Below are 16,424 nucleotides of genomic sequence, written 5' to 3'. Positions count from 1 at the left end.
CCGGCGATGTCAGCCGGCCGGTGAGCCGCGGGTTCAGCGCAGGATGCCACGCTCTCTCGCTGCGGCTACGGCTGCGGTTCGTGAGGTGACGGCGAGTTTCGTGAAGATGTGGGCCAGGTGGGACTTGACCGTGGTCTCGCTGACGAAGAGAGCGGTGGCGATGTCGGTGTTGGAGTGGCCGGCTGCGACGAGCTCGAGCACCTGCATCTCGCGACTGCTGAGGTTCGCCTGGGGTGCTCGCATTCGTTTGAGGAGTCTCGAGGCGATCACGGGCGCGAGGGCGCTCTCCCCTGCGGCGGCGGCGCGGACGGCCGCTGCAAGCTCGTGCGGTGGGGCATCTTTGAGGAGGTAGCCGCTGGCGCCGGCTTCGACGGCTCCGAGGATGTCGGCATCGGAGTCGTAGTTGGTGAGGATGAGGACGTAGGGGGCCGCGTCGAGGGCCCGGATGCGCCGTGTGGCGTCGGCTCCGGTCGTTGCGGCTTGCGCGCCGAACTGGAGATCCATCAGGACGACGTCGGGGTTGCTGTGCTCTGCGGCGGAGACTGCTTCGTCGGGTGTGGCGGCTTCCGCGATGACGTCGATGTCCTCCTCGAGGGCGAAGAGGGCCACCAGGCCCGCGCGGACGATGGGGTGGTCGTCGGCGATCAGAAGCCGGATCATGTGGTCTGCTCCGCCGTGAGGTCGATGGTCAGCCGCGTTCCTTCGCCGGGGCGGGTGTCGATGGTGAGGCTGCCACCGAGTTGCTCTGCTCGTTCGCGGGTCGCCTGGAGTCCGAACGAATCCGAGCGACCGAGCGATTCGATGGCGGCCTGGTCGGGGTCGAACCCTTCGCCGTCGTCGGCGATGGTGAACTGCAGCCGATCGTGATCGGCGGCGAGAGTGATGGTCGCGGTGGTGGCGTGTGCGTGCTGGATGACGTTGGCGATGGCGCCCTGCGCGATACGCAGCAGCGCCGTCTGCACGTGCATCGGCAGATCGAGTGCGTCGGATACCCGCACGTTGACGTGAAGTCCCTGCGCAGCCCATTGAGAGTCGGCGAGCCTGCGCAGCGCTCCGCCGAGACCGCGGTCGTCGAGGTCGGGTGGCGTGAGTTCACGGATGAACCGCCGTGCATCGGCAAGGCTTCCGGCGGCCGTCTCTCGGGCCAGCCGGATGTGTTCGGCGCCAGGGCGTTCAGGGTCGGCCTTCTCAGCGGCATAGAGCAGCATCTGGATGCTGGACAGGCCCTGGGCGAGTGTGTCGTGGATTTCGCGGGCCAGCCGGGCGCGTTCGGCGAGGACTCCCGCTTCGTGTTCGGTCGCTGCGAGCTGGTCTCGCGTGGCGATGAGTTCGCGCATGAGGGCCTCGCGTTGCTCCGCCTCGCGGGCCAGAGCTTGGTAGCCGAGCCCGATCAGAAGGGCGACCCCCGCGCCGACCAGTGGCCCGATGACTCCGCCGAGACTCCATCCGCTGTGGATGCCGAGTGCGCAGATGGTCGTGGCGGTGGCGACGACGATCGCGGCAGCGCCCCACCAGGGGCCGAGGAGATGGAGGTAGAGGAAGAACAGCGGGAAGACGAGGTAGGCGGCTTCGGGTGTCAGCCAGAGGAGGACCACCCATTCGAGCGTGAGCGCCGCCAACCACAGCAGGCGCAGCACGCGGCCACGCCGACGTGCGGTCCGGGGGTTCGCCGCCCCGATCCCGTATGTGGCCATCATCACCAGGGTGAGAGCGACGATCGCGATGCTGCTCTCCGTGGGCGAGATCACCGCGCGGACGATGACGAGAACGGCGAGAGCGGCGAAGAGAACGTGCAAACCGGTGCGCAGACCCACGAATACCGGGGTGAGCGCAGCGTGGGGCATGGACCGAATCCTACGCATCGACAAGTCGGCGGCATCCTCCGAAAGGACGACTTGTCCACTCATCGTTCGGTCGGCGAAGCCTGTGCGGGCGGCCGATGAGATGGCGATTCGAAAAGGGAAAAGTGGTACGGGTCCCCGACTCGGGCGACAGGAAAGGACTCTCATGTTCGTCGCGCTCCGTGACCTGCGCTTCGCACGCGGCCGATTCGTCTTGATCGGGTCGGTCGTCGCCCTCATCACCGTTCTCGCGGGGTTCCTCAGCGGCCTCACCGGTGGCCTCGCCACCCAGAACATCTCCGCCGTCCTGTCGATCCCGGCAGATCGACTCGTCTTCTCTGCACCCACCACGGACGGCGCGGCGGCAAGCTTCTCCGACTCCACCATCATCGAACAGCAGACCACTGCGTGGGACACCGCGGACGGCGTCACCTCGGCGGAGCCGATCGGGATCAGCCAGACCCGGGCAGAGGCCGGAGATGCCCGCATCGCGATCGCCGTCTTCGGAGTGAGGCCCGGTTTCACCACCACCGCGCCCTCCCAGGACGGCCGGGTGAGCCTTTCCGCTCCCGCCGCCGACGACCTCGGCGTTGCCACCGGCGACGACGTGACGATCGCCGGGACCACCTACACCGTGGAAACGATCGCGGGTGATGCCTGGTACAGCCATACCCCCGTGGTGGAGATGACTCTGGCCGACTGGCAGACCTACTCCGCAGCCACCGGCAACCCCGACGCCTACGCGACGGTCCTCGCGGTCTCCGGGTCGCCGGACTGGGAGACCGTGGACACCGCGAACTCCACCATCTCCCATACCGTCATCGGGTCGTTGTCCGCGCTCAGCGCGTTCCGTTCGGAGATCGGGTCTCTCCTGCTGATGGTCACCATGCTGTTCGGGATCTCCGGCCTCGTCATCGGCGCGTTCTTCACGGTCTGGACGATGCAGCGCAAGGGCGACATCGCCGTGCTCAAAGCACTCGGCGCCAGCACCTCCTCCCTGGTCCGGGATGCTCTCGGGCAGGCGCTGTTCGTGCTCCTCCTGGGAATCGGCATCGGACTCGGTCTGGTCACTCTCTTCGGCACCCTCGCCGGCACTGCCCTTCCGTTCCTCCTCAGCCCCCTCACGACACTGCTGCCCGGCGCGATCATGATCACGCTCGGCCTCGCTGGAGCCGCGTTCGCGCTCCGCTCTGTGACCTCCGCCGACCCCCTTACCGCCCTCGGGAGCAACCGATGATCCGGCTCGACGACATCACCCTCACCTTCCCGGACGGCGACAATCGAGTCACGGCCGTCAACCGGGTCAGCCTCACCGCTCACCCAGGAACCGTCACCGGCATCACCGGCCCCAGCGGCTCCGGGAAATCCAGCCTCCTCGCCGTCGCCGCGACCCTCATCCGACCCGACTCCGGGCACGTCATCATCGACGACGTCGACGTCACCCGTCTCACCCCCGGCGAAGCGACCGAGACCCGCCGAAACATGATCGGGATCGTTTTCCAGCAGTCCAACCTCATCCCCTCCCTGACCGCGCTCGAGCAGCTGTCCGTCATGAACGAGCTCGGCGCACGTCAGTCCCGCCGAAGCCGCGCCAATGCGACCAGACGCGCCGACCAGCTTCTGGATGCCGTCGGACTCGCCGACCACCAAGGCAAACGACCCCACCAACTCTCCGGAGGCCAGCGCCAGCGAGTGAACATCGCCCGCGCCCTGATGAACGACCCCAGCGTGCTCCTCGTCGACGAACCCACCAGTGCCCTCGACCGGGAACGAGGCGCCAGCATCATCGAACTGATCCTGCGCCTGACCGACGAGTTGAACACCTCGACGATGCTCGTCACCCATGACCTCGTCCACCTGCCCCGGATGCACGGCGTCGTCAGCCTCGTCGACGGCAAGATCGTCGACGCCGTCTCTGCCGCGGCGTGACCCGCCGTCCCCGGGTGACGTGACCCTGCCTCCCCGCGGCGACCCCCACGTAAGGAAACGTGCCCGCCCGCGTCTCTCTGGGTGAGAGTCCGTACGTGTCAGCGTTGGCGCGTCTCGGTCCGCTCGAGAAGGAGCGCGCAGGTACCGAATTCCTGCGCGGGTTGCGGGGGTACGGCCCTGCTCACCTACGGAGGGTCATGAGGTCGGCACACTCGTCCACCGCGCTGAGGCGCCGCTCGGTCACTCTCTCCATCTCTCCGGCGTTGGCGACCCGCGGGAGTCATCGAACCGAAGTCGCGTCACTCTCGCGTGACTTGCGGGTCGCGCGGCGCAGGGACATGTGGCGCCGCACGTGGCCCGCCTTGGTGACCGCCATCGTCATGATCACCGTGCTTCTCGGGCTCGTGCTCGTCCTCACCCGGTAGCGCCGCCTTTTGCCGGATCTTGCTGACGGGGCAGGATGCTCGTCTCGTGTCGATCCGCGATCGGCGCCCGGTGCTCGCGTGGCGCCACCGCGCGCGTGAACGGCATCGCAATGACGAGTGCGGCAGGCAGGGCCGCCACGGCGACGACCGCGGGCCACCATTCACCCGCGCCACCGGCGACCGTCGCGAGCAGGCAGCCCGCAAACCATCCCGCGACGGGGATGCCCAGCCCGTCCGCACGCCAGAAGAGGAAGCCGACCGACGCGCACAGCGCGGCGAGCAGCGCCACGGCCATCCCGGTCAGTCCCATGGTGATGCTGAACTCGTCAAGGAATCGGGTGACGGGGAAGATCATGCTGTCTCCGGTTTCGCGTGGCTCGTGCGAGCCTCACCTGCAAGAGCCGTTCCGGGCGCAGTTCTGACGCGACCGACCCCTTCCCGTGGACCGGGGTGCCGCGGAGGGGTTAGCGGCGATCGGCGGTGATCTGCAGGGTGGCGTCGCCGTCGACCTCGACGACCTCGACAATCCACCCGCGGCCGTTCCAGGGAGGGTCATCCGGGGTGAGGAGATCGGTAGAGGGGGCGGCGCCGTTCAGCGGGCGGTGCAGGCCATCGGCCGACGTGCACGGCTGCCCGGCATCCGTGCCGCACTCCGCAGCGTCGGCGTCGACGAGAGTCACCGCCACTCCGCGCTCGGGCAGGAAGTCGTACAGGCCGGCGCGATCGAGGTACTCCACGGTCAGCAACTGCCCGGGGCCGACGGGCAGCACCAGCAGTTCATAGCCGCGGCCCGCGCCCGCCGGCGCCAGACTGAGCTGCCCGGCGGTGGTCGTCGTCTCGGGGTCCAGCACGGCGACCGCGGATGCGTCGAGCCAGCCGGCCGCGAGCCGGTTGATGCCCAGCGTGCCCTGGGCGTGCCGGCGGGTCGGGTCGACGGAGCGCGGTGCCGCGCTGTTGCTCATCACGTCCAGTGCGCTGTCGTACGACCCGGCCTCGGCGGAGCCCGAATGCGGCCAGCCCAGGAGGTGGCCCATCTCATGCTCGAGGAGATCCACCGCGGGCACCTCCCCCCAATCCGGGTGGAAGTCGCTGGCGCCGAGGTACACAGCCCGGCCGGACTCCGTCACGGGGCACTCCCCGACCGGATGTCCGCACGGCAGGCCCGTTCGGCTGAAACCCCCGGCGACATCGGGGCGGTGCTCGGCGGTCGCCACAGCGAGGACGGCGTCGGAGGCCTCGTTCGCGCGGCCGAGCGCCGCATCGAGGCATTGCGCCGGACCGTCACCGGGACCCATCACGATCGTCGAGCCCGCCACGAAGGACGGTGCGTACCTGCCGTCGGACAGCGTGTCCCAGTACTCCGGAACGACCCCCTCGAGGAGGGCTGCGAGAGCATCCGGGTGCAGCTCGAGCCGCAGGCTCGACGGGTAGTAGGTGGAGTCCGCGGTATCCACCGGGACGTCGCACACCCATACCTCGTAGACGTCGGCACCGACGGCGGGATGCTCCCGCGCCGCGTCGAGGAACCCCGCCAATACCGCCACCTGGGCGGCATCGCCCACCTGGGCGGGGTCGACGGATGCCGGCGGCGCGACCGCGCTGCAGCCCACGACCAGGAGAACCACTCCCGTCAGGAGGAACCCGAGCCGCATCCGGGCCGCTGGGCGACCCCGGTCCGCGTCCATGGGGTGAGTCTAGGGATCGGCGCGGGAAGGGTGACAAGGGACCCGCGGTCAGGCACTCTGGGTGCGGTCGCACAGACCGGCCCGAGAGACGAGGAATCGACGTGGAACAGACGGACTCGATCGCGCAGGACGACACCGCACACGATGCCGCCGCCCCCGCGACCTCCCCCCGGCACGTGCTGTTCCGGATGTGGGACGGAGCGTTTCCCGAATCGGTCTGCCAGGCGGCGATCGATGAGTTCACCGACGACGACTTCGGGGACGCGTTCATCTCCCGGGCGGACGGCACCTCGGGTGTGGAACCGCTGACGCGCCGCACCCGTGACGTCTTCGTCGACCCGAACCACTGGATCGGGTCACTGGTAAGCCACTTCTCCCACCAGGCCAACCTCCTGTGGCGGCTCGATCTGACCGGACTCGGCACGGTCACGATGCTGAAGTACGAAGAATCCGGTCACTTCACCTGGCATGTCGACGTCCTGGCCAAGGAGCAGCTCGTCTACCCCCAGCTCGGCTCCGGACTCGAGCGGAAGGTCAGCGTCACCGTGAACCTCTCCGACCCCGACGACTACGACGGCGGCGAACTCCAGTTCGTCGACGGCACCGGGAACGTGCTGACCCTCCCGAACCAGCGGGAGCGCGGAAGTGTCATCGTCTTCCCCTCGACCGTCGGGCACCGCGTCACGCCCGTCACCCGCGGGGTGCGCTACGCACTCGTCGGGTGGATGGTCGGCCCGCCGCTGCGATAGGACCACCGTCTGGACCGTCGCCACCGGCAGGCGGCTCTGTTAGCCTCAGCGTCAACCGACGAGCTCCATCGGCGAGTAACGCCAGGAGGCGCACATGAAACGGGCCCGCAGCGCTGGTTACATCGTGACGACCGCCGGTGTCCTCGCGCTCAACGCGCTGAGCCCCGGCGCCGCGATGCCCAGCTACGCGGCCGACGAGGTCCCCATCTCCCTGAACTGCGCCCCCGGGCCGCGCGGGATGCCCGGTGCGCCGGGGGCAGCAGGCACGCCGGGAGCTCCCGGCGCGCCGGGCGCGCAGGGTCCTTCCGGAGCGCCCGGTCCCCAAGGCCCCAGTGGCCCAGCCGGGGCCCCGGGCGCACCCGGACCGACCGGCCCCACGGGCCCGACCGGCCCGACCGGTCCCACAGGCCCCGAAGGTCCACCCGGAGAACCCGGAGGACCCGGGCGTATCGTGCACTCCGCTTCGGACGGGGCCATCACGGCTGTTCCCGTCCGCAATATGGCTCTCGAGGACTGCCCACCGGTCTGCCTCGTCGGCGACCCCGGTCCCGCCGGCCCCACGGGCGATCAGGGACCCGACGGACAGGACGGCGCTCCCGGCATCGAAGGACCCCCCGGCCCCGACGGCGCTGCCGGGCAACCAGGAGGTCAAGGACTTCCCGGGGCCCCCGGACCCACCGGTCCGACGGGTCCGACCGGTCCCACGGGTCCCACCGGTCCTACCGGCCCCTCCGGCAACCCTGGGCAACCCGCTGTCGACGGACCCCGCAGGACGGTGCACGCCGCCGCCGGAATCGTCGGACTCATGGATCCGCAGACCACGACGTGGGCCCTCGTGGACGCCGACGACTGCCCCCCGCCCTGCGAGCCCGTCGTCTACAAGGGTCCTCAAGGCCCTGTCGGCGAAAAGGGGGAGACCGGCCCCGCTGGGCTCCCCGGCACGCCGGGCGAAGTCGGGCAGCCTGGCCCCGCAGGCGAGACGGGACCTGACGGGCCGACCGGCCCCACCGGCCCCGACGGGCAGACCGGACCCACGGGCCCGACCGGACCAACCGGCCCCACCGGCCCGACCGGACCCACCGGCCCCGACGGACCGGATGGTGTCGCACCCGGGCCCGGTCGGGTCGTGCACGCCGCAGACGCCGGGCTCGTCGGGATGATCGCGGCCCCCGCGCTGCAAGCGCAGGGGATCACCTGCGAGATCGTTGCGCTGAGCGACACAGGCAGCAACACACCGGAGCAGTCGAGCTGGATCTACGGCGCGGCCGGTCTCGGACTCGTCGTCGCCGGGGGCGCGCTTCTCCATGCAGGACGCAGGCGAACCACCGCGCAACCCTGAGTCACCCGTTCACGAGAAGCGGCGGGTCTCCCCGATCCCTCAGGAAGACCCGCCTAGCTGACGGGCAACGGCTGGAATGGGGAGAGCCGCTGCCTGGATCAGCCTGTGTGCCGGGTGAAGCAACGCCCGGCGGAATCAGTTCGCCGTCTCTGGAATCCGACGAACACGAGTGCCCGACCTCATCCGCTCTCGCAGCTGATGTGGACCCGAAATGCGCACTCAACCCACAGGACCCGTCTCAGCGCAATTGATGACGCGCAGCTCCGACTTTCCTGAGGATCCGCCCGCGCTCACGTTCCGATCGGCCATTCGGCGCGGTCGCGTCATGACTTCCGCCCCCCGCACTCTCCTTCCCAGGGGGCTTGTTCGTTCGCCCGGACGGGACTTCGGTTCGGAACGCGCGTGCACCGCGACGCGCCGGAACCTCCCCCGCGACTCAGAACCGACCGGGAGGTCGGGTTCGACCGCCGCACCGCGGCCCGGAAGGAACGACATGACCACCGCACGCAGCATCCGATTCGCGGTCGTCCCGATCGCCGCTCTCCTCGCTCTGGTCCTCGGGGGCTGCTCAGCGATCACCGACCTCCTCGCCGGTCAGAACGTGACACGCGACTCCGACACGCAGGAAGTGACAGAGGCGGGCGACGCCGACGTCTTCTCACTGCAACTCGGCGACTGCTTCAACGACGAGTCCGCTTCGGAGATCTCCGAGGTTCTCGCAGTCCCTTGTGCGGAGGCGCACGACAACGAGATCTACTTCCTCTTCGACATGCCCGACGGGGAATATCCCGGCGAGGACGCGGTCATGGCTGCCGCCGAGGCAGGATGCCTGCCTACCTTCGAGGCGTTCGTCGGGGTGGCCTACGACTCCTCGGAACTGGAGTGGTTCCCGCTGACCCCGACCGCGAGCGGCTGGGACGAGCTCGGCGACCGCGAGATCGTCTGTGCCGTCTTCGACCCCGCAGCGCTGGTCACCGGCACCCTCGCGGGCGTCGCCCGGTAGCCCGCGAGGTCCCCGGGCAGCGACTCGCGCCAGCCGATGGACCGGCCCCGGCCACCACGCGGAGGTGCAAGACACCTCACGAGTCTCGCGGGGTGAGGTCAGGGTGAGGGCAAGGTGTTTCACGGGCGAAGAGTCCCGCGAATCAATGCGGGCGGCGCGCGGTCCTGACACTGTCGTGGCAGCAGATGGGCGCCACGTCGGCGCCTCATGTGCACTGCCGGCGCTGGGCCGGCGACTCAGGGGGAGTGAGTACATGGCTGTTCAACGCGGGCGCGGTGGCGCGCCGAAAACGATGGGGCGCAGCGACGCGAGTCAGGCCGACTGACCGCCCGCCCCACTCCCACGCGGCGTGCTGACGCCGCATCCCGCATGCCCCGCTCCCAGCCGGCGAACTCGCCCTGGGCCTGCGTCATCGCTGCGGCATCCGATCCTCACGTCTGATCGGCTGCCTGAACTCCTGGAGATAGGTGCCATTGTGATGCCCGAAATCACGCTGGAACTCGACGAACCGACGACACTGCCCGACGAGCTGCTGATCGACCGCACCCGTGACGGCGACATGGACGCCTACGCGCAGCTGTGGGTTCGCCACGAGGCGTCCGCGCGCGGCGCAGTCCGCGGAATCAGCAACACCCTCGACCCCGACGACATCGTCTCGGAGGCATTTGCCGGGATTCTCAGCGCGATCCGCTCAGGCGGCGGACCACGCGGAACGTTCCGCCCCTACATGTACGCGGCGATCCGGAACATCGCGGCGACCAGCGGAAGCCGGCCACGCGATGTGCAGCTCGACGACATCAACGACTTCGCGCACCCGACCGCCGCGGACCCGAGCGAGGCCATCGCCGACACGACCCTGCTCGCCGACGCCCTCCAGACTCTCCCACCCCGGTGGCGGACCCTGTTGTGGTACATCGAGGTCGAAGGGATGAAGCCCCGTGACGTCGCCCCGCTCCTGGGAATGTCCCCCAACGCCGTTGCCGCGCTCCTCTACCGGGCCCGCCTCGGGCTGCGGCGTGCGTGGCTGACCTCCGCAGCCAAGGAACCCACAGCGAACGCCTCGGGGCGAGCGACGCACTGAACTGCGCCCGCCGAGTCGGCTGGTGGCGGATTCGCTTCGACATGCGGCGTCACGAAAGCGGCGATTCGGCGTCTATCTCGATGGGCGCTTTGTCTGTCATGCCGCTTGGCATGCGCAGACCGGCGCCGTCCGCACATCGAAACGAAGACAGGCGAAGTCATGACGCGAACCAGAATGGGCAGATCAATCCGCGGGGCAGCGGCGGTCGCGGTCGCGGTCGTCTTGGCCGCAACGGGAGTCGCATCGGCCAACGCCGTCGCCGGCGACGCCTACCTCCAGGACTACTCGGCGGGCAACGGCCAGATCCAGCAGGACAACGGCAACACCAGCGGGCTCGACGCCACTCAGTGCGGGTTCTCGTGGAGTGCGCAGTCGGTCATCGACACCGACCTGCCGAACTACTCCGTGAACGGGTTCCTCGAAGGAGTCGCACCACTCGCCGACACCAGCCTTCCCGGCTCGGGGTGGGCGCAGATCCAGCACTGGCACACACCGGACGGACAGGTCCTCAACTGGCGCATCCCCGTGGCCGTCGACCGGCCGCTCCTCGACGCCACGGTGACCATGGTGTTCGACGACCCGGACTGGAGCCCGAACCAGAGCAGCTTCCAGCAGTTCAGCACCTGGCCGGGTTTCCCGAGTTCATTCCAGCGCTTCACGGGTATCAGCGGTTACACCGCGCACGACGACACACAGGTCACGCCCTTCCAATGGGGCGATGACGGCGCCGGGCACACCACCCTCACCTTCGACCTGGGGGATCTGCAGGCCAGCACGTCCACCGTGCTGGCATTCACCGGCGTGCCCGCTGACGGACCTGCCGGCGTGCTCGGCGGGACATCGTACGGAGCGAAGTTCGTCCTGGACGGCACCCAGCCTCTCGCCACCTGCCTGAACCCGAGCTACGACGAGGCCACCGCGCTCACCGGAGACGTGGTGCAGCTTCCGGTGGCGGTCACCGCGGTGAACGGCGATGTCACAGCGGCGCCGAGCGGCACGACATACGCACTTGCCGCCGGCGCCCCCGCCGGCGCCACGATCGACCCGGTAGACGGCGAGATCTCGTGGACGATTCCGGGCTCGCAGCCCGTGGGCGATGTCTCCGTACCGGTGACCGTCACCTATCCGGATGGGTCGGTCGACACCACCGCGGCGATGGTGCGCGTCGGCAAGGAGCCGCGCCTCGGTCCGTTCGATGACCAGACCATCACCCTGGGCGACTCGATCGAGCACGTCGACCCCGTGCTGCGCGATCACCTCGGACAGCCGTACGGCGATGGCTCCAGCCTCTCGGTGACGGGGCTGCCCGACGGCGTCACCTTCGACGCGGCAACCGGGCGCATCTCGGGGACGCCGACCGCTTCCGGAGTGTTCCCCGTGACGGTGACCGGCCTCGACGCCGGCGGCGAGACGCTCATCAGCGCGGACTTCACGATCACCGTCACGGCGGTCACCCCGACCCCGACTCCCACGCCGTCGCCCACGCAGCCGACGCCGGAACCGACGACCTCCCCGACCGCGCCCGTCCTTGCGAACACCGGAGGTACGGCCCCTGGGCCCGCGCTTCTCACAGGTGTCGTTGCACTCGCAGCCGGCGGAGCCATCCTCGGCTGGTCGCATCTGCGGCGACGCCGCGTGTAGCGAACGGCTCGGTCAGCGATCACCGCTGAGCCCTGCCGACACCGAGAGGGGTTCCCGCTGAGCGCGGGGACCCCTCTCGGCCTTCGACGCCGGTGGCGCCCGATTCGGTCCCTCGCAGGCAGCAGGCGTACGAGGGCGGCCCGCCCGGGGTGCCGGACGACACAGCCACAGGCCGACCGCCGCGCGCCGACGAAGAAGGTGGGCCCGGACCGGTGCCTTGGGGGGCGCCCGGTCCGAGCCCACGCGCAGCGGGCCCGCTGCGATAGGACGGCACACGCTCGGTGGACCGAGAGCAGGGCCCCTGGGAGGGCCTTCCTGCTCCTCGTGTACCAGCGAGATCCGCTGCACACACCAGGCAAGACAGTGTCATCGCGAAACTATGACGCGCCTGTCCGAAAAACCTCCGTGACGCGTCTCGCGAGGGGAGTGAACGACGTTTCAAAGCTGAGAGTTCGCCGAGTCGCCGTCACGATCCGTCGCCCCGAGTGTCACGCCGAGTGATGGGGACGTCTGGGTTTCCCGGAAATGGGGAACTGTGTCTGTTGAGCCGGGGCCGCCCGATGGCGGCGATGACGACGTCCCAGAGGTCTCGGACGAGGACCTGATCGACGCCACTCGCGCCGGCGACCTGGACGCCTACGGGCTGCTGTGGACACGGCACGCGGCCGTCGGCACTCGGGCGGCGCGGGCGATCAGCTCGACGTTCGATCCCGACGACCTGGTATCGGAGGCGTTCGCGTCCATCCTCAGCGCGATCCGTGCCGGAAACGGCCCCAGAGACGCCTTCCGCCCCTACATGTTCGCGACGATCCGCAACCTCGCAGCGACCTGGGCCAAGAAGGGACGCGACATCTCCCTCGACGACCTCGACGACGTCGCGCACCCCTCCGCCGATGACCCCGGCGCACTCGCCGCGGATCGGTCCATGCTCGCCCAGGCGTTCCGCACCCTGCCGCCTCGGTGGAGGTCGCTGCTGTGGTACCTCGAGGTCGAAGGGATGAAGCCTCGCGAGATCGCACCCTTGATGGGCATGAGCGCCAACGCGGTCTCCGCCCTCGCCTACCGGGCGCGATCCGGGTTCCGCAAAGCCTGGCTCGACGCGCACATCGGCAACCCGAACGTGCCCGAAGAGTGCCGGTGGGTCTGCGAGCGACTCATCACCGATCACCGACTCCCGGAAGAAGAGCGCGAGCGCGTCGCCGAGCACCTCAGCACGTGCCGCGCCTGCCGGATCGTGGCCGCCGACATCGAGCACGTCTCGGACAAGCTGCGACTCATCCTCCTTCCGATCGCCGTCGGATCGCTCGCCGCCGCGGCGTATCTCACGGACATCCCCACTGCCGCGTCCGCATCCACCATCGACGACCCGGGCACCGTCGAGCCGACCGCGCTCGTCGCACGGCCGGTGGCCCGCCGGACCCCGACCTGGTCGGCCGCCGCCGTCGCCGTCGTCGCGCTGGCCGTCGCCGCCACGATCACCGGCGGCGTGGTGTGGGCGCTGTGGAACCCGCCCACCCCCGCACCGAGCCACTCCCCGCTCGCCGCCGAACCATCCAGCTCACCCGCACCGACCGCCACCCCGTCGGTCACGCCGTCACCGTCACCCTCGACGCCGCCTCCCCCGCCGCCGGCACCGCTTCCCGCACCTCCCGCACCCCCCGCCGCGCCTCCCGCACCGGCGGAACCCGCCCCCGCGCCACCACAGCCCACACCCACCCCGACCAAGCCTCCGACCCCCGTCGACACCCGCTCCCAGACGCCCGCGCTGACCCCGCTGACCCCGGGCGACATCTGCGTCCCCGACATCCTCGGCGGAACCGGAACACCGGGCTCGGTCATCTCGATCCGCGACGAACTCGGAACCCTCCTCATCGAGGCGAATGTGGACGACGACGGCCGGTTCACAGCCGTCCTTCCCGGAGACCTGCTCCGTCAGGGGATGCTGATCTCCGCCACCCAGACCACCCCCGGCAAGACCGCCTCACGGCCCACCGCCGCCGTCGGCCCTCTCGTGTTCGTCGCCCCGCAGATCGCACCCGTGGGTGGTGCCCCGACGGCGGTGCTCGTCGACGCGGATGAGGACGGCGAACTCGACGACGCGTTCCTCGAAGCGACGGGCGTCATCGGGGCCAGCATGATCGTCTCCGTGGACGGCGAACCCACGGACCGCGTGCACACCTTCGAGGAGGAGACCCTCACCCGCTACGTGCGCGACATCTCGGCCGGCGACCACATCATCACGATCCGCTACGTCGACCCGGAATCCGGTCGCACGGGAATTGCCGTCCCCTTCGCTTTTACCGTGTCAGCACCGCCGGCGGTCGACCCGTAGACCTGGGACCGGGAGCCGCGTCATGAACGCGCTCCCACGTGCTCTTTCCTATTGGCGGAACCACTTGCGCGGCAACGCGGAGTGATCGCCGTCTCGGCGTCCCGCGCCCTCGCAGGTGGTGACGAAGCCACCCGCGCACGCAGATCCGTCGTCGCCACGTGCCCCACCGACCGAAACAGGACCCTGCATGCTCGACCTCACCGTTGCGATCGCCCCCGCACCTGACACGGTGACGTCCCGCGCGGACACCCCGTTCCTGACCGTGAGCGCCGCCGCACAGCTCACCGGCGTCGCACACCCGACGGTGCTTCGACGCCTCCGCGTCGGGACGCACCCCGGGTACAGGCTCGGTGCGTCATGGTTCATCCCGGCGGAAGAGCTTCGCCTGAGCGTGCTCGGGTGCCCCGCCGGCCCCACGCGCCGGGTTCCCGTCGACGAAGCCGTCCGCGCGCTCACCTCCTCGCTCCCGCAGCTGCTGGACCTCGAGGACCTCGAGAGCTACCTCGGCATCCGACGCCCGTACGTCTCCCGGGCCGTCGGGGTGCCCGGTCTCTCCATGATCCCGTCAGGACACGTGATGACCCGTGCCGTCCTCGTCGCGATGCTCATCCAGGGACGCAACGACAGCGCGCCGCTGCACTGTGCCCACATCGGACGCAACGCCGGTCACGACTGAGCTGTTCGCAACGATCGTGAGACGGACCGATGCGCGGAACGCGGACGCTACGGGGAAGGCAGGATGCCGAGCCGGACTGCCTCGTCGAGCGCCTCGTCGCGCGAGCGGACTCCGAGCTTGCGGTACACCGTGCGCAGATGCGTCTTCACCGTGTTCGGCGACAGGAACAGCTGCTTACCGAGCTCGGTGACGCTGGAGTGGTCGGCCAGGGCGCGCAGCACACTCAGCTCGCGCTCCGTGAGGGGTGAGAGCGCCGTCGCAGGGGAGTGAGCGGGAAGCGGCGCGAAGGCGGCTTCGAACGACGCCCGACGCGCGGCCGGCAAGGCCTCGGCCAGCGCGGTGAGCAGGTCTCGCGGAACGGTTGTCAGCGGGCGGATGAGATCGTTGTGCTCGACGAGCTCCGCGATCTGGATCGCTGAGCTCGGCTCGGGTCGGCCCCGGTGCAGCCAGTCCCCCCACGAGATGAGCAGCATCGCCTCGACCCGCTGCGCGAGCGGCGCGCGGGGCGCGGTGAGCAGCCGGCGGGCGTCGGCCTGAAGCTGCCGGTGGGCGCCCCTCGCGACGAGCAGGCGCAATCGTGCCACCCGGACGAGCCATCCTGGTCGCTCACCCGTGAGCGCGTGTTGTGCAGCGGTCAGATCGCCGAGTTCGATGTAGGCGCTCGCCGTGAGCGAGGAGAGGACATCGTGGGTGAGCCCGGATTCGGGGTACGGCCCCGTGGCCGCTGCCGTCGAAGTGAGTTCGAGCACGAGCGCTGCCCGCTGATGTGCCAGCGCGTACCGGCTCTGCGCCAGGAGGAGTAGGGGCCAGTATTCGTCGGCAGCCTTGTTCACCGGATGATGCGCGGCGGCGAGGGCGTCTTCGGCGTCCGGTGCCATGGACTCGGTCGCGATGAGCGCTGCCGCGATCTCTGCGAACCGTCCGACGAACTCGCGCGGGGCGGGCGCCCACGACGCCACAGCATGGCTCTGAGCCAGTGCGGTCCGCGCCTCGGCGACGTTCCCGCGCAGCGCGAGGAGGATAGCCAGCTTGGCGTGATTGTCGGCCCGGATCGGGTCGCGCTCATCGAGCGTGCTCAGTCGGTCGGCCTCGCGCAGGTCGGCAATGGCCGCCGACGTGTCTCCCAACAGCGTCTCGGTCATCGAGAGCTGGTTGATCCAGACGGGCTCGGGGTCGTACGGCTGCGCGGAGTGGAGTGCGCGCGTCGTGCCCACCAGCCGGCGCCGCAGCTCCGCCCCCAGCGCGAGCGAATGCTCGGCCTCGCGTCGGTAGCGCGCGAGCGACATCTCCAGATAGATCACCTGGGTCTGCAGCGGATGAGACAGCGTCGGGAGGACCGCCTCGATGTCGAGACGCTCGGGTGCGGCGCCGCCGCCGGCCTGAAGGCCCGCCGAATCGCGGGCGAGCGTGAGCGCAGGATGCGCGGCGTAGTCATCGGCGGTGAACCGCATCAGTGCCATCCCGAGCAGCTCGGCGCGCGTGACCCAGATCTCGTACATGTGGTCGCGGACGATGACGGCGGCGGCGGCGGTGTCGTCGCGCGCCAGTGCGTCGGCGAGGCGAGTGATGACGTCGTCGTCTGCGTGCTCGGGGGCTGAGCGGTCCATTGACCGAGAGACAACCACCGCCGCACCGTGGGCGCAGTACGCCGCGCCGCCCGAGGGTGAGATGAGGGTGAGACGAGGGTGAATTCCGCGGAGCCCTGAGTGCGCGGCATCCGTTC

The 16,424-nt window shown here is 69.8% G+C and carries 14 protein-coding genes; 9 read left to right on the top strand and 5 right to left on the bottom strand.

The window, feature by feature from the left end; translation table 11 throughout:
* Window positions 1-33: 33 nt before the first annotated feature.
* Window positions 34-660: a response regulator gene (locus tag ASD93_RS13235; protein ID WP_056123414.1), complete on the bottom strand. Its 627-nt coding sequence runs from the start codon at window positions 658-660 to the stop codon at window positions 34-36.
* Window positions 657-1,844 (bottom strand): sensor histidine kinase, encoded by a 1,188-nt coding sequence (locus ASD93_RS13230; protein ID WP_056123410.1) that lies wholly within the window; start codon window positions 1,842-1,844, stop codon window positions 657-659. Before ASD93_RS13230 ends, ASD93_RS13235 begins: the two co-directional genes overlap by 4 nt.
* Before the next feature lie 163 nt (window positions 1,845-2,007).
* Here ASD93_RS13230 and ASD93_RS13225 point away from each other — a divergent pair, with 163 nt between their 5' ends.
* Both ASD93_RS13225 and ASD93_RS13220 read left to right on the top strand, forming a co-directional pair.
* Complete coding sequence (locus ASD93_RS13225; RefSeq protein WP_056123407.1) at window positions 2,008-3,078, top strand: FtsX-like permease family protein; 1,071 nt, start codon at window positions 2,008-2,010, stop codon at window positions 3,076-3,078.
* Window positions 3,075-3,770 (top strand): ABC transporter ATP-binding protein, encoded by a 696-nt coding sequence (locus ASD93_RS13220; RefSeq protein WP_056123404.1) that lies wholly within the window; start codon window positions 3,075-3,077, stop codon window positions 3,768-3,770. The genes ASD93_RS13225 and ASD93_RS13220 overlap by 4 nt, the downstream gene beginning before the upstream one ends.
* Before the next feature lie 414 nt (window positions 3,771-4,184).
* Here ASD93_RS13220 and ASD93_RS13210 read toward each other — a convergent pair whose 3' ends face one another.
* Window positions 4,185-4,550: a hypothetical protein gene (locus ASD93_RS13210; protein ID WP_056123398.1), complete on the bottom strand. Its 366-nt coding sequence runs from the start codon at window positions 4,548-4,550 to the stop codon at window positions 4,185-4,187.
* Window positions 4,551-4,659: 109 nt separating this feature from the next.
* Window positions 4,660-5,880: a hypothetical protein gene (locus ASD93_RS13205; protein ID WP_056123394.1), complete on the bottom strand. Its 1,221-nt coding sequence runs from the start codon at window positions 5,878-5,880 to the stop codon at window positions 4,660-4,662.
* Between the two features lie 101 nt (window positions 5,881-5,981).
* On the opposite strand from ASD93_RS13205, the gene ASD93_RS13200 reads away from it, so the two are divergent.
* From ASD93_RS13200 to ASD93_RS13170, 7 genes are all read left to right on the top strand, one after another.
* Window positions 5,982-6,629, top strand: coding sequence for a 2OG-Fe(II) oxygenase (locus tag ASD93_RS13200; protein ID WP_056123390.1), 648 nt, complete (start codon window positions 5,982-5,984; stop codon window positions 6,627-6,629).
* An 805-nt stretch (window positions 6,630-7,434) separates the two neighbouring features.
* Window positions 7,435-7,968 (top strand): collagen-like protein, encoded by a 534-nt coding sequence (locus ASD93_RS16190; protein ID WP_235566958.1) that lies wholly within the window; start codon window positions 7,435-7,437, stop codon window positions 7,966-7,968.
* Between the two features lie 493 nt (window positions 7,969-8,461).
* Entirely contained in the window at window positions 8,462-8,971 is a 510-nt protein-coding gene (locus tag ASD93_RS16005) for a septum formation family protein (RefSeq protein ID WP_056123384.1), read from the top strand.
* Window positions 8,972-9,449: 478 nt separating this feature from the next.
* Complete coding sequence (locus ASD93_RS13185) at window positions 9,450-10,052, top strand: RNA polymerase sigma factor (protein WP_056123382.1); 603 nt, start codon at window positions 9,450-9,452, stop codon at window positions 10,050-10,052.
* Between the two features lie 159 nt (window positions 10,053-10,211).
* Window positions 10,212-11,693 carry a Rib/alpha-like domain-containing protein gene (locus tag ASD93_RS13180; protein ID WP_157536958.1) on the top strand — a complete coding sequence of 494 codons (1,482 nt, stop codon included), beginning with the start codon at window positions 10,212-10,214 and terminating at the stop codon, window positions 11,691-11,693.
* A 535-nt stretch (window positions 11,694-12,228) separates the two neighbouring features.
* The gene (locus ASD93_RS13175; RefSeq protein WP_056123376.1) at window positions 12,229-14,025 is read left to right on the top strand and encodes a sigma-70 family RNA polymerase sigma factor; all 1,797 of its coding nucleotides are present in this window, start codon (window positions 12,229-12,231) and stop codon (window positions 14,023-14,025) included.
* 187 nt (window positions 14,026-14,212) lie between these two features.
* Window positions 14,213-14,701 carry a helix-turn-helix domain-containing protein gene (locus ASD93_RS13170; RefSeq protein WP_056123373.1) on the top strand — a complete coding sequence of 163 codons (489 nt, stop codon included), beginning with the start codon at window positions 14,213-14,215 and terminating at the stop codon, window positions 14,699-14,701.
* Between the two features lie 47 nt (window positions 14,702-14,748).
* On the opposite strand, the gene ASD93_RS13165 is transcribed toward ASD93_RS13170, so the two are convergent.
* On the bottom strand, window positions 14,749-16,308 hold the full coding sequence (locus ASD93_RS13165; protein WP_056123369.1) for a LuxR C-terminal-related transcriptional regulator: 1,560 nt from the start codon (window positions 16,306-16,308) through the stop codon (window positions 14,749-14,751).
* Window positions 16,309-16,424 lie beyond the last annotated feature (116 nt).

Source organism: Microbacterium sp. Root180, assembly GCF_001428485.1.
GTDB lineage: Bacteria > Actinomycetota > Actinomycetes > Actinomycetales > Microbacteriaceae > Microbacterium.
Note: the sequence above shows the minus strand (reverse complement) of the source record. Positions and strands in the feature narration are given on the sequence as shown.